14 protein-coding genes are annotated in these 13,361 nt (G+C 63.6%); 8 read left to right on the top strand and 6 right to left on the bottom strand.

Annotation, left to right across the window (positions count from 1 at the left end; genetic code table 11):
• Positions 1 to 262 precede the first annotated feature (262 nt).
• Together ahpC and ahpF are read left to right on the top strand one after the other, a co-directional pair.
• Positions 263 to 826: an alkyl hydroperoxide reductase subunit C gene (gene ahpC / locus MKD49_RS13505; RefSeq protein WP_008332872.1), complete on the top strand. Its 564-nt coding sequence runs from the start codon at positions 263 to 265 to the stop codon at positions 824 to 826.
• Between the two features lie 244 nt (positions 827 to 1,070).
• Positions 1,071 to 2,672 carry an alkyl hydroperoxide reductase subunit F gene (gene ahpF / locus MKD49_RS13500; RefSeq protein ID WP_252696536.1) on the top strand — a complete coding sequence of 534 codons (1,602 nt, stop codon included), beginning with the start codon at positions 1,071 to 1,073 and terminating at the stop codon, positions 2,670 to 2,672.
• A 243-nt stretch (positions 2,673 to 2,915) separates the two neighbouring features.
• Here the strand turns inward: ahpF and MKD49_RS13495 are convergent, their stop codons facing one another.
• From MKD49_RS13495 to MKD49_RS13480, 4 genes are all read right to left on the bottom strand, one after another.
• Complete coding sequence (locus tag MKD49_RS13495) at positions 2,916 to 4,070, bottom strand: D-alanyl-D-alanine carboxypeptidase family protein (RefSeq protein ID WP_034331763.1); 1,155 nt, start codon at positions 4,068 to 4,070, stop codon at positions 2,916 to 2,918.
• 288 nt (positions 4,071 to 4,358) lie between these two features.
• Complete coding sequence (locus MKD49_RS13490; RefSeq protein WP_209584390.1) at positions 4,359 to 5,021, bottom strand: alpha/beta hydrolase; 663 nt, start codon at positions 5,019 to 5,021, stop codon at positions 4,359 to 4,361.
• A gap of 78 nt (positions 5,022 to 5,099) precedes the next feature.
• The gene (locus MKD49_RS13485; RefSeq protein WP_039783618.1) at positions 5,100 to 5,450 is read right to left on the bottom strand and encodes a ferredoxin; all 351 of its coding nucleotides are present in this window, start codon (positions 5,448 to 5,450) and stop codon (positions 5,100 to 5,102) included.
• A 67-nt stretch (positions 5,451 to 5,517) separates the two neighbouring features.
• Positions 5,518 to 6,669: a VanZ family protein gene (locus MKD49_RS13480; RefSeq protein ID WP_121040653.1), complete on the bottom strand. Its 1,152-nt coding sequence runs from the start codon at positions 6,667 to 6,669 to the stop codon at positions 5,518 to 5,520.
• A 111-nt stretch (positions 6,670 to 6,780) separates the two neighbouring features.
• Here MKD49_RS13480 and MKD49_RS13475 point away from each other — a divergent pair, with 111 nt between their 5' ends.
• The 5 genes from MKD49_RS13475 to MKD49_RS13455 all read left to right on the top strand — a co-directional run bounded on the left by MKD49_RS13475 (position 6,781) and on the right by MKD49_RS13455 (position 10,931).
• Entirely contained in the window at positions 6,781 to 7,623 is an 843-nt protein-coding gene (locus MKD49_RS13475; protein ID WP_121040651.1) for a biotin--[acetyl-CoA-carboxylase] ligase, read from the top strand.
• Positions 7,620 to 8,420 carry a type III pantothenate kinase gene (locus tag MKD49_RS13470; protein WP_204726975.1) on the top strand — a complete coding sequence of 267 codons (801 nt, stop codon included), beginning with the start codon at positions 7,620 to 7,622 and terminating at the stop codon, positions 8,418 to 8,420. The genes MKD49_RS13475 and MKD49_RS13470 overlap by 4 nt, the downstream gene beginning before the upstream one ends.
• A gap of 68 nt (positions 8,421 to 8,488) precedes the next feature.
• Positions 8,489 to 9,271, top strand: a complete 783-nt coding sequence (locus tag MKD49_RS13465) for a hypothetical protein (RefSeq protein ID WP_034331769.1) — start codon at positions 8,489 to 8,491, stop codon at positions 9,269 to 9,271.
• A gap of 131 nt (positions 9,272 to 9,402) precedes the next feature.
• Positions 9,403 to 10,296: an acetylglutamate kinase gene (gene argB / locus MKD49_RS13460; protein ID WP_121040645.1), complete on the top strand. Its 894-nt coding sequence runs from the start codon at positions 9,403 to 9,405 to the stop codon at positions 10,294 to 10,296.
• A 110-nt stretch (positions 10,297 to 10,406) separates the two neighbouring features.
• Positions 10,407 to 10,931 (top strand): DUF2059 domain-containing protein, encoded by a 525-nt coding sequence (locus MKD49_RS13455; RefSeq protein ID WP_121040643.1) that lies wholly within the window; start codon positions 10,407 to 10,409, stop codon positions 10,929 to 10,931.
• A gap of 82 nt (positions 10,932 to 11,013) precedes the next feature.
• Here the strand turns inward: MKD49_RS13455 and MKD49_RS13450 are convergent, their stop codons facing one another.
• Entirely contained in the window at positions 11,014 to 11,934 is a 921-nt protein-coding gene (locus MKD49_RS13450) for a TraB/GumN family protein (RefSeq protein ID WP_252696535.1), read from the bottom strand.
• 77 nt (positions 11,935 to 12,011) lie between these two features.
• Here MKD49_RS13450 and MKD49_RS13445 point away from each other — a divergent pair, with 77 nt between their 5' ends.
• On the top strand, positions 12,012 to 12,749 hold the full coding sequence (locus MKD49_RS13445) for an HAD-IA family hydrolase (RefSeq protein ID WP_034331773.1): 738 nt from the start codon (positions 12,012 to 12,014) through the stop codon (positions 12,747 to 12,749).
• 22 nt (positions 12,750 to 12,771) lie between these two features.
• On the opposite strand, the gene MKD49_RS13440 is transcribed toward MKD49_RS13445, so the two are convergent.
• On the bottom strand, positions 12,772 to 13,344 hold the full coding sequence (locus MKD49_RS13440; protein ID WP_252696534.1) for a Fur family transcriptional regulator: 573 nt from the start codon (positions 13,342 to 13,344) through the stop codon (positions 12,772 to 12,774).
• Positions 13,345 to 13,361 lie beyond the last annotated feature (17 nt).

Below are 13,361 nucleotides of genomic sequence, written 5' to 3'. Positions count from 1 at the left end.
TGGCGCGGCCGGAAGTGTTCCATCTTAAGCGATCACGGTCAGAGATTGGCCAGTGTCGCGCTTGCATCTGCGCAGGCCGATGCCATGTGTTTCCGGTGACCGCGTCGTTTTGCGGGCGCCGGCGCTGCCGATAGCCTGATCCTCAAGACTGATAGTTAAATCCAATCAAAAGTATTGATTAAATAAAATTGATCTATTTTGTTTGGCGTTCTACTATTCAACCCATCGCTTCACTCAACCCCCCTTTAAAAGGAAATCGACAATGTCCCTGATCAACACCACTATCAAGCCGTTCAAGGCAACCGCTTACCACGATGGCAAGTTCGTCGACATCACCGAAGCCACCCTGAAGGGCAAGTGGTCCGTGTTCGTGTTCTACCCGGCCGACTTCACTTTCGTGTGCCCGACCGAGCTGGAAGATCTGGCCGACAACTACGCTGAATTCAAGAAGCTGGGCGTTGAAATCTACGGCGTGTCCACCGACACCCACTTCGCTCACAAGGCATGGCACGACACCTCGGAAGCCATCAAGAAGGTCCAGTACCCGCTGGTGGGCGACCCGACCGCAACCCTGGCACGCAACTTCGAAGTGCTGATCGAAGAAGAAGGCCTGGCACTGCGCGGCACCTTCGTGATCAATCCGGAAGGCGAAATCAAGGTCATGGAAGTGCATGACAACGGCATCGGCCGTGACGCTTCGGAACTGCTGCGCAAGGTCAAGGCTGCCCAGTACGTGGCATCGCACCCGGGTGAAGTCTGCCCCGCCAAGTGGGAAGAAGGCGCTGCCACCCTGAAGCCTTCGCTGGACCTGGTCGGCAAGATTTAATTACCGATTGGGCTACTGCGCGACCCGATCTCCGCGCTGCGATGCTCGCCGTACCTGAGTACGGCTGCGCTTCTCCCGCGGACCTCGGGCCGCTCGCTACGCCCACTCGGCAATTAAATTCTCTGAAGTAATTCCCCTGCAGTATCCGTCCTGGCCCGCTCCCCCCGGGCAAGCGGCCAACCCCCACAAGGGCGAGGCCGTGGTCAGGGCGACCCTAGAATCTCTCAACGAGGAAGTAATCATCATGCTTGATGCCAATCTCAAGACCCAATTGAAGGCCTATCTGGAAAAGGTCAGCCACCCGATCGAGATCGTCGCGTCGCTCGATGATGGCGCCAAGTCCCGTGAGATGCAGGAACTCCTGCAAGACATCGTGCTGCTGTCTGACCGCATCAAGCTGGTCGAGCAACGCGGTGCCGATGCCCAGGGACGTACCCCGTCCTTCAGACTGAACCGCCCCGGGACCCATATCAGCGTCGAATTCGCCGCGATCCCGATGGGCCACGAATTCACCTCCCTGGTGCTGGCGCTGCTGCAAGTCGGCGGGCACCCGGTCAAGCTCGACGACAAGGTCATCGAACAGATCAAGAACCTGGACGGCGATTATCGCTTCGAGACTTATGTCTCGCTGACTTGCCAGAACTGCCCGGAAGTCGTGCAGGCGCTGAACGTGATGTCCATCATCAACCCGCGCATCCAGTCCGTGACCATTGATGGCGCGCTGTTCCAGGGTGAAGTCGAGCAACGCCAGATCATGGCCGTGCCGACCGTCTATATGAACGGTGAAGTTTTCGGCCAGGGCCGTACCGGCGTGGAAGAGATCCTCGCCAAGCTCGACACCGGTGCCGCTGCCCGCAAGGGTGAAGAACTGAGCGCCAAGGAGCCGTATGACGTGCTCATCGTCGGCGGTGGCCCCGCTGGTGCAGCTGCGGCGATCTATGCAGCGCGCAAGGGTATCCGTACCGGCGTGGTGGCCGAGCGTTTCGGCGGCCAGGTGCTCGACACCCTGGCCATCGAGAACTTCATCTCGGTGAAGGAAACCGAAGGCCCGCAATTCGCCACCGCGCTGGAACAGCACGTGCGTGCCTATGACGTCGACATCATGAACGTGCAGCGCGCTGAAGCGCTGGTGCCGGGCGACAAGCTGATCGAAGTGAAGCTGGCCAATGGCGGCGTGCTGAAGGGCAAGACCGTGATCCTGTCCACCGGTGCCCGCTGGCGCAACGTCAACGTGCCGGGCGAGCAGGAATACAAGAACAAGGGCGTGGCCTATTGCCCGCACTGCGATGGTCCGCTGTTCAAGGGCAAGCGCGTGTCGGTGATCGGTGGCGGCAACTCGGGCGTAGAAGCAGCCATCGACCTGGCCGGTATCGTCGCCCATGTGACCCTGATCGAGTTCGCAGCCGAACTGAAGGCCGATGCGGTGCTGGTGCGCAAGCTCAAGAGCCTGCCCAATGTGACCATCGTGACCTCGGCGCAGACTACCGAGATCACCGGTGACGGCCAGCGCGTCAACGGCATCAGCTACAAGGAACGTGAAACCGGTGAGGTCAAGCACGTGGAACTGGAAGGCGTGTTCGTCCAGATCGGCCTGGTGCCCAACACCGAATGGCTCAAGGGTACCCTGGCCTTGTCCAAGCACGGCGAGATCGAGATCGACGCCAAGGGCCAGACTTCGATTCCGGGCGTCTTCGCGGCCGGTGACGTCACCACGGTGCCGTACAAGCAGATCGTCATCGCCGTGGGTGCAGGTGCAACGGCTGGCCTGTCGGCCTTCGATCACCTGATCCGGTCGTCGGCGGATGATGTGGCACCGGCAGTAGCCATGGAAGCGGTTGCGGCCTGATTGCTGATTGATTTCAGCCAGCCAGCAAAGCAGTAAAAGAAACGCCACCGGTTCGCCGGTGGCGTTTTTGTTTCTGGCTTGGGGTATGTGATCCGATGCATCCAAGGGTTTGCGTATACGTATCGGCATGCAATGCGTGGCCTTGGCAGCGCACATGAAAAAACGCCATCGGTCACCCGATGGCGTTTTCTTGACTTGCTCATCTTGCTCATCTGCCGCCGTGGCGGCAGAACCACCTGAGGATTACTTGAACATCAGGCGCAGCGAGTCCCAGGCGCGGCCGATGAAGCCAGCCGGGCCCACCGATTCCAGTGCGATCACCGGCAGTTCGGCCACGGTCTTGTCATCGATGGTTACCTTCAGGGTGCCGACCTTGGCGTTTTCCGAGATCGGGGCGATCAGCGGATCATTGCGTTCCAGCTTGGTCTTGACCTTGTCAGCCGTGCCCTTGGGGATAGTGATGTAGACGTCGTTCTTGAAGCCGACCTTGATCTTGCTCTGCGAACCCTTCCACACGTCCGGCGTATCCACGGCCTGGCCCTTGGCATACAGCTTCACGGCGTCGAAGTTCTGGAAGCCCCAGTTCAGCAGCTTCTGGCTTTCCTGGGTGCGGACCTGGTCGGAAACGGTACCGATCACCACCGAGATCAGGCGACGCTCGCCGTTGGGCACCGGGCGATGGGCCGAGGTGATCAGCGAATAGCCGGCGCTGGAGGTGTGGCCGGTCTTCATGCCATCCACCGTCGGATCCAGCCACAGCAGGCGGTTGCGGTTGGGTTGGGTGATGTTGTTGTAGGTGAACTTCTTGACCGAGTAATAGCGCTTGTAATAGTCAGGGAAGTCGTTGATCAGGTTGCGGCACAGAATGGACAGGTCGCGCGCGGTCGTGTACGTGTCGGCGCTGGGCAGGCCGTGCGGGTTGCTGAAGTGGGTGTTGGTCAGGCCCTGGCGCTGCGCTTCACGGTTCATCAGCTGCACGAAGGCATCTTCCGTACCGGAGACGGCTTCGGCCACGGCCACGGCGGCGTCATTGCCGGAGACCGAGATCAGGCCATACAGCAGGTTGTCGATCGAGACCGGCTTGTTGGGCTCGATGAACATCTTGGAGCTGCTCGGATCGACCTTCCAGGCGTTGACTGAAACGTTCACTTCCTGCTCCAGGCTCAGGCGCTTGTCACGCAGGGCGGCGAAGGCCAGGTAGGCGGTCATCAGCTTGGTCAGCGAGGCTGGTTCCACGCGGGTGTCGGCGTCGCTGGAGGCGATCACCTGGTTGGCCGAGGCATCCAGCAGCAGCCAGCTCTTGGCCGCCACGGTCGGCGGCGGCAGGCTTTGGGCGGAGGCGGTCAGGGCGGAAAGGGAAAGGACGGTTGCGGCAAATGCCGCGAGAAGCTTTTTCATCGGTGCCTAAGAAAAATTGCCAGCACGGGGGAACATCGTAGCTGTTGGTTTGAAAAGAGGGTGAGGCAGGACGGATCAGTCTGGTTCAATCGATGCGAACAACCGCAATGGCGCGCGCTGCGCCGGTCTGGCTGGTCGCACTGAATTATAAAACGTCATGTGGCATCGTTCCCAATTGAATGGATCTTCATCCCCGAAAATCCCCTCACGATACCGGCATGCACCCTGGCTCTGGCCTCGTACAGCGCCGCCATGCTTCCGGATGAACGCCGGACGTGCCGGAAAGGTTCAGGCCTGAAGCTGCGCCGGGCGGCGATGCCAGCTTTCGACCACGACGTTCTTGATATGTTGCAGCTTGCGGTGAAAAAAGTGATCCGAGCCCGGAATCACCACCACCGGCAGCTCCTGCGGGCGCGCCCAGTCCAGAACGGCGGACAGGGGAATGGTGTCGTCCTGCTCGCCGTGGATCAGGATGGTATTGGCCGGGGCCGGCGGCATGGGCCACTTGCCGGCAGCGGTGCCGACCAGCACCAGGCGTTCGGCGGCGCTGGCTGCATCCTGTTGCAGCAGGCGCTGCTGCAATTGCGCCTGAACGAAGGTACCGAAGGAGAAACCGCCCAGTGCCAGCGGCAGGTCAGGATATTGCGCGCGCATGTGCTGCAGAAGCAGGGCCATGTCGTCGGTCTCGCCGGCACCGTGGTCGTGCACCCCTTCGGACTTGCCCACGCCGCGGAAATTCATGCGCACCGCCACGTAGCCCAGCGCCAGGAAGGTGCGGGCCAGGGTTTGTGCGACCTTGTTGTCCATCGTGCCGCCATACAGAGGATGCGGATGGGCCACCAAGGCCAGGCCGACGGGCGCGGCGAATTGCTCGGGATCCGGCAGGTCGAGTGCGCATTCGAGCTGGCCGACGGCACCGGCGATCTGGAAGTTTTGGGTATGTACGTTCATGGCGTGCGGGGAAACGGATGAGGGGAAGCTTGCTGCGCCCGGCATTCAGGGCGGCAGCATGATCAAACTTTCATATCGTCAGATTTTCAGGCGGTCCACGACCTTGCCGCCGACGATGTGGCTGTCGATGATTTCGTCGATGTCTTCATTGTCGACGTAGGTGTACCAGGTGCCTTGCGGGTAGATCACCACCACCGGGCCTTCTTCGCAGCGCTCCAGGCAGCCGGCCTTGTTGATGCGGACCTTGCCGGGCGCGGACAGGCCCAGTTGCTTGATGCGCTTCTTGGCGTGTTCCTGCGCGGCCTGCGCGCCCTTGTCGGCACAGCAGGTACGCTCGCCCGGCTTGCGCTGGTTCAGGCAGAAGAAGACGTGATGTTCGTAATAGGGTTGCTCTTGCTCTTGCTCTTGCGGTTGCTCTTGATCGCTCATGGAATGCCCTGTGGAGAGTGACGGCAGTGCCGGCGCGGGCCGGCAAAGCGTCAATGATACACCCCGCTCAGCCCGGCCTGCGGTGCACCGGGTGCAACAGGAACCAGATCGCCAGGAAGGGCCACAGCACCGACAGGAACTGCGCGGCCCCGTCGAAGTTGAGGAATTTGCCCTGGACCCAGGTCTCCAGCGTGGAGAGGTAATAGGGATTGGCCGGGACTGCGTTGGTCACCACCAGGCTCAGGATCAGTGCCAGCGCTGCCACGCGCCGCTGCGCCGTAGGCGGGGCCCAGGCCAGGCCGACGATCATCAGCGTCCCCAGCATGATACCGCCCACGGCACTGGGAGAAATCCAGACGAAGGCATTCTGCGGCGCGAAGAACAGCGCGCAGGCCAGCGACTTGGCCGCGATGCAGGCCAGCAGGTAAAGCGTTACCAGCCGCCGGCGCGGGGCCTGTCGGCGCATCAGCAGCAGCACCAGCAGGGCCGCGCCGGTCAGGCCGCAGGCGGTGACGATGACGTCGGCCAGCCAGTATTGCTCGGCGCTCGGTTGCGCGCTGTTGAGCCAGGTGGTGGCGAGGTCGATGGGGGTATCGAACAGGTCGGAAAAGAATGCAGACAACGGCGGCACCAGATGTCCCAGGCCGAACAGGTGATTCTGTGGATAAATCAGCGCCAGCGGCCACAGCCACGCTACCACCAGCCCGCGGCTGGCCGCGCCCGAGAACCAGCGGCGGCGCAGCATCAGGAAGCGGCTATCCTCCAGGAAATAACGACTGCAAGCTGCGCCCAGCACGGCCCCCAGCGCCACGCCCAGCGAATTGGTCAGCAGGTCGAGATTGGAGGGCACGCGCGTGGGCAGGTAGGTCTGCACCGCCTCCATGCAGGCCGACAGCAGCACACCGGCCACCGTGGCCGGCCATATCGCCCACCGGGGCCGCAGGTGCGGATGCAGGGCCAGCACCAGCAGCAGGCCCAGCGGGATGTAGCCGGCCACGTTGGTCCAGACGTCGAACACGGTCCAGTAGTAGGGCAGGCGCGCGCCCAGGTAATCGAAGGGTTTGATTCCCATGTCGCGCCAGCCGGAGAAGGGATACCAGCTGGCATAGACGATCAGCAGGGTATAGACCAGCAGGCTCACGCGCGCGAACGACGAGGCTGCCGGTGCACTGGCCGGGGTAGCGGGAGGCTCGGAGCGGGAATCGGGTGGAACGGGCATGGGCCAGAGGGTAACCGATTTCGGGCCAGGCAGCGCCCGCCGGCTGCCGTCTTTACCATTGCAGCGTGCCCGGCCCCCCGCGCAGGTGCGCTCTGCCGTTACAATGCCCGCATGACACTGACTTTTCCCATGCCCGCCGAGTCTGAATCGGCACCGCTGGTGCGTCCCGAGCGCATCGGCATGCTCCTGGCCGGTTCCGATCCCCAGGGGCAGCAACGCATCGATGTCGAAGCCGTGGCCGAGACCGGTTCCACCAATGTCGACCTGATGCAGCGCCTGTCGTCCCTGCAGCGTCCGCTGCTGCTGGTGGCCGACCGCCAGACCGCCGGCCGTGGCCGCGCGGGCCGTCCGTGGCGCGCCGCACCGGAAGATTCCCTGACCTTTTCGCTGGCCTGGCGCCTGCAGCGTCCCATGCACGCGCTGCTGGGTCTGCCGCTGGCTGTGGGCGTGGCGCTGGCCGAGGCGCTGGAAGTGTTCGGCATCCGGCCGCAACTGAAGTGGCCCAATGACGTCTTGCGCGATGGCGCCAAGCTGGCCGGTGTCCTGATCGAGACCGCCGCGGATGGCCGCCAGGGCAATGCCACCTGGGCCGTGATCGGCATCGGACTGAATCTGGCGGTTCCGCCGGGGCTGGAAGATGAACTGCAGCGCGCCATCGGTGCGGCCCCCGAACTGCAGAAGCCGCCGCGCGAAACCGTGCTGGCCATCATCGCCAGCGCGCTGGCAGGCGTATTGGAAGAGTTCGAGGCGCGCGGCTTCGGGGCCTTCGTCAAGCGCTGGGAAGCCTTCCACGCCTATGCCGGCCAGGCCGTCAAGATCGTCGAGAATGGCCGCGTGCTGCAGGAAGGCACGGCCGTGGGCGTGGACATGATGGGCCGATTCCTCATGGACACCGAGGCCGGGCAGGTCGAGATCCTGGCCGGGGATGTCTCCTTGCGGTTGCAAGACGCATGAGGCTGCTGGTCGACGCCGGCAACACCCGCATCAAGTGGGCGGTCGTGGCCGATGCGGAACGGACCACGCTGCCGCTGCCGCGCTGGCAACAACAAGGCGCGGTGGAACGCGCCCAGGTGGAGAGGCTGGCACGGGACTGGGGGGCACTGGCCAGACAGGCTGCTCCTGAGGAGGCGTTGCAGATCTGTGTGTCCAACGTCGCCGGCCCGGCCCTGCGCGACAGCCTGCAGGCCCTTCTGCACGGTGTCTTCGGACCGCGTGTGATCGTCGAATGGTTCGCTTCCACAGCCGAGCGGGCTGGCGTGCGCAATGGCTACCGCCATCCCGGCCAGTTGGGCTGCGACCGCTTTGCGGCGGCCATCGGTGCGCGGGCGCTGTTTCCGGACCAGGAGTTGCTGGTGGCGACCTGCGGCACGGCCACCACCATCGACGTGGTCAGTGCCGACGGGTGCTTCGAGGGCGGCATGATCCTGCCGGGATTCGGTACCATGGCCACCTCGCTGGCCTTGAATACCGCCCAGCTGCCGCGCATCGATGGCGCCGCACCGCCCGAACGCCTGTTTGCGGACAATACCGTCGAGGCCATCGTCGCCGGTTGCATCGCGGCCCAGGTCGGAGCCATCGAGCATGCGCTGGCCGAGCGGCGGCGCCTGCGTCCGAACGTTCCGCTGCGCTGCCTGCTGGCCGGGGGCGCCGGCTTGTTGCTGGCGCCGTATCTCGCATCGGGCGATACGCCACTGGAAAAAGTGGATAATCTGGTGCTCATAGGCCTTCATATGGCCACCATGCGGGTATGAACCATGGACGCTGAGCGCTTGTCCATGCAGACAGGCAAATCAATGAGGGCAAGGAAGACTGGGCGCGGATGAAGCTGAAACTGCTTTTTTGGCTGTTGCTGGTAGGCAACGTGGTCCTGTTCGGGATGTCGCGCGGCTATTTCGGTGCCAACGCGTCCGAACGGCGCGAGCCGCAGCGCCTGGCTGAGCAATTGCGCCCGGAACTGCTCAGCGTGCTGCCCGCCAATAGCGACAAACTCGCGTCGCAACTGCGCGCGCAGCCAGCAATCGCGCAGGCCGCCGCTGCCGACACTGGGACGGCGGCCGCAGCGCCTGCCCCTGCGGCCACCCCCGCCACGGCAGCCCCGGCCCAGCCAGCGGTCCCGCAGGTCGCCACGGTCACGCCTTCCTGTACCGAAGTCGGCAACTTTACCGCCGCCGACGCCCGCCGCTTCTCGGACCAGCTGGCCAGCCTCAAGCTGGGCGACAAGGTGGTCCAGAAGCTGACCCAGGACGTCACCAGCCACATGGTCTACATCCCGCCCCAGGATGGCCGCGAGGGCGCGGACCGCCGCATCGCCGAACTGCGCCGGCTGGGTATCGGCGATTTCTACGTCATTCCAGACAGTTTCCCCAATCCGGCACTGCGTTCGGGCGTCTCGCTGGGCATCTTCCGTACCGAGGAGGCGGCCAAGGCCTATGTGGGCCAGTTGATCTCGCGGGGCGTGCGCAGCGCCCGCATCATTGCGCGCCGCTCGGGGGCCGGCAAACAGGTATTCCAGCTGCGCGACCTGAGCCCGGAAGCCCGCACCGCACTGGAGAACATCAAGAGCGCCTTCCCGGATCAGGAAATCCGCGCCTGCAGCGCCTGAGCGCGGCGGCGTTGTCTGGATAGGACACGCCGCATGTTGCAGTGCGAAGGCAAGCGGCTTTCCATGTAAAATCGCGTCCCTAACCGCATCACCCCATCACTTTTTCCTCATCGCATCGACAGGACATTGCCATGACCACCGACCTCACCCACGTAGCCCCGCAGATCAAAGCCGAAATCCTGGCCGAGGCGCTGCCGTATATCCGCAAATTCCACGGCAAGACCATCGTGGTCAAGTACGGCGGCAACGCGATGACCGAAGAGAGCCTGAAGCACGGCTTCGCGCGCGACGTGATCCTGTTGAAGCTGGTCGGCATGAACCCGGTGGTGGTCCACGGCGGCGGCCCGCAGATCGATGCGGCGCTCAAGAAGATCGGCAAGCAGGGGACCTTCGTGCAGGGCATGCGCATTACCGATGAAGAAACCATGGAAGTGGTGGAATGGGTGCTGGGCGGTGAGGTGCAGCAGGACATCGTGATGCTGATCAATCACTACGGCGGCCAGGCGGTGGGCCTGACCGGCAAGGACGGCGGCCTGATCCGCGCGCGCAAGATGCAGATGCCGGACAAGGAGCATCCGGGTCAATTCCTCGACATCGGCTACGTGGGTGAGATCGACGCGATCAACCCGGCGGTGGTCAAGGCGCTGCAGGATGATGCCTTCATCCCCATCATCTCGCCGATCGGTTTCGGCGACGACGGCCAGGCCTACAACATCAATGCCGACGTGGTGGCCGGCAAGATCGCCGAGATCCTGCACGCCGAAAAGCTGATCATGATGACCAACATTGCCGGCGTCCAGGACAAGGCCGGCAACCTGCTGACCGACCTGTCGGCGCGCGAGATCGATGAGATGTTCGCCGACGGCACCATCTCCGGCGGCATGCTGCCCAAGATCTCCTCGGCGCTGGATGCGGCCAAGTCGGGCGTGAACACGGTGCACATCATCGATGGCCGTATTGAACACTCGCTGCTGCTGGAAGTGCTGACCGAGCAGGCCTTCGGGACCATGATCCGTTCGCACTGATCCACACGCGATTCAAGTTTCAACATCAAGGCGGCGCAGATCGCCATGAACCCCCAAAGGATGGTGCCCCCATCCTTTTTTGTTTGCCTTCCTCATCGACTGGAGAAACCATGATGCATCACCGCCGTATCCTGCTGGCCGTCGCGTTGTCGGCCTTGGCTGCCCTGTCTGCCGTCTCGGCACCTGCGCTGGCGGCACCCGCCAGCGAGGACACCGTTCGCCAGATATTGGAAGTGACCCAATCGCGTCAGCTCGTTGACGGCATCATGGACCAGCAGGCAGCGCGCATGGATCAGGTCATGACGGCGGTGCTCGCGGGGCACAAGCCCACCCCGGCTCAGCAGCAGGCGATGGACAAGATGAAATTCCGCATGCTCAACCTCATCAGGGAGAGCATCAACTGGGAGAAGATGGAGCCGGCCTATATACGCCTCTACCGTGAGACCTTCACGGAGGAAGAGGTGCAGGGTATGCTCGACTTCTACCGGACCCCGGCCGGACAGGCCATGATCCACAAGTTGCCAGTGTTGATGCAGCGGAACATGGACCTGATGCAGCAATCGCTCATCGCGATGCAGCCCAGGATGCAGCAGATCCAGCAGGACTTCATGGCGGAAATCAAGGCGGCGAAGTAAGCCGTTTTCTGACGCTGGTGAGATGAACAGGGACGAGTACGCTCATCCCTGTATGTTTTCCGGATATCCTGGTCCGACCGGGTCAATAGAGTTGTCTGACCTGCAGGCCTTGCTTGCCCAGCAGCACCGGCACGCTGTGCGGCCCGACCAGATGCAGGATGCCGATAGCCGCCACGGCCTTGTCCTGTTGGCGCAGCAGTCCGGCAATACCCGCCGCCAGGCCAGGATTGCGCTCACGCAGCAGGGTTTGCACGGCAAAGCGGCTGGCGAAACTGTCATCCTGTTGCATCTCCTGCAAGGCGGCACCGAAGTCGGCACTGTCGGCCCTGCGCCAGGCTGCCACCAGGCGATCGAGCTTGCGGGTGAGGTCGGCATCGTCCAGCTCCTGCAGGGTATCGGACAGGAATTGCGCCTGCTGCGCCGGCGTCAGCTTGCTGAACAGGCCCAGCTGGCGGTCGGCGCTTTCCAGTTCGATCACCCTGCCACCATGTGCGCGCACGCTCTCAGCCAGGTGGCTGTCGACGGCCAGGTCGGTGCGATAGCCGTGGCGCACATATTCCTGCACGGTCAGGGCCATGGCCAGCATCCAGGGACGAAGTTGCTGTACGTTGTCCGGCGTCATGCCGAAACGCTGCAGCGTGGTCCGGGTCCGTTCGCGCAGCGCCGGGTCGAGTTGGTCCAGCAGTTGTTGACCGGCAGGATAGACCGCATAGCGTTGCACGGCGCTCTGCATGGCGGCGGTGTTCTGCGGATCCAGTTCCAGCGCCAGCGTGGGGGCGGCGGCCAGGGCTTGCTGAAGTTTCGGTTCCAGCGGATAGAAATCGGGTGCGCCGACGTGGATGGTGCCAAACAGCAGCAGCGTATGGCGGCCATCGGAGACCTGGTAGAGCGCGCCGCGCGGCGGGGCGGCCGGAGCTGCATCGGCTGGCGTCGCGGCGCGGGCCGGGGAGAGCAAGTTCAGGCAGGACAGCCAGGTCAAACTCACTATAATCAAGCGTTGCATCAATCCGGTCACTGCTGGCCTTTCTTTCCTAGCTTGCTGAAGGTGCGCCCCGGCGACGGCGGCGCGCCGGTCTTTTTATGGCGTCCAATACTACACCGCTCTGGCTGTTCGATCTCGACAATACCCTGCACAACGCCTCGCACGCGATCTTCCCCGCCATCAACACCAACATGAACCGCATCATCAAGCGCGTGCTGGATAACGATGGCCAGCCCAGCGACGAAGCGGCGGTCAATTACCTGCGGCGGCATTACTGGAAGCTCTACGGCGCGACCCTGCTGGGGCTGGTGCGGCATCATGGACTGGGGGTGGATGAATTCCTGCATGAAGCGCATCTGTTCGACGACCTCCCGGGCATGGTGCGCGCCGAGCGCGGCATCGGCCGCTGGCTCTCGCAGTTGCCGGGGCAGAAGATCCTGCTCACCAATGCGCCGCGCCGCTATTCGCGCGAGCTGGTGCGGCACCTGGGGCTGCACCGGCATTTCTCGCATCACATTTCCATCGAATCCATGCACGTGCATCGCCAGCTGCGCCCCAAGCCTTCGCGCATCATGCTGCGCAAGCTGTTGGCACGCCACAAGGTGGCCCCACGGCGCTGCATCCTGGTCGAGGATACGGTGGATAACCTCAAGAGTGCCCGCGAGTTGGGCGTGCGCACGGCATGGGTCACCCAGTACCTGCGCGGCAGCCAGGCCCTGCTCGGGCACATGGGAGGCCAGCGTGCGCTCAGTCGCCTGCCGGGTTTTGTCGATGTGAAGGTTCGTTCAGTGCGGCAGCTGCCGCGACGGCTCGCGGCGCTGGGTGCTGCGCGCTGACCTGAAGGGATGTGTCAAAAAGTCAGTCGGCGCAGTCGGCGCACCAGCCTTTGATGGTCAGTTCCACTTCGTGACTCTGGAAGCCCTTGCCCAGGGTCTTGCGCAAGGCCGACTGCAGTTGCGCGGCGGTGGAGCGGTGACGGTCGGCATCGGGCAGCACGGTGGCCAGGAAGTCGGTGCCATCGCTGGCATCCAGGCAGAACACGCGGTTGCAGCGGGTGCACTTGAAGTGGCCGTGCTGGTGCTGCTTGCCCTGCGTATGGTCGTGCAGCCCGTGTTCAGCGTGATCGGCACCAGCGCTGTAGCGGAAGATGCGGTCGTCGCTGGAGATCTTGTGTGCCAGGCCGGCTTCGGTCAGGCAATCCAGGGCACGGTAGAGGGTGACCCGGTCCATGTCGGCAAAGCGATCCTGGATATCCTGATGGGAGGCGGCGCTGCGGGTTTCCAGCAGCGCGCCCAGCACGTTGACCCGGGCTTGCGTCACGCGCACGCCGGCCTCGCGCAGCTGCGCCTCGGCCAGCGCGGTCACCGTCGCAGCCTGGGCGGCGGTGCTGGCGGGAGAGGAGTCGGCGGCTTTGGCTTTCATGGTCGGCATGGGCGAGTGTGCTGGGC

It is taken from the genome of Herbaspirillum sp. WGmk3 (genome assembly GCF_023952535.1).
GTDB lineage: Bacteria > Pseudomonadota > Gammaproteobacteria > Burkholderiales > Burkholderiaceae_D > Herbaspirillum > Herbaspirillum huttiense.
This window is presented reverse-complemented; position numbering and strand designations above follow the sequence as displayed.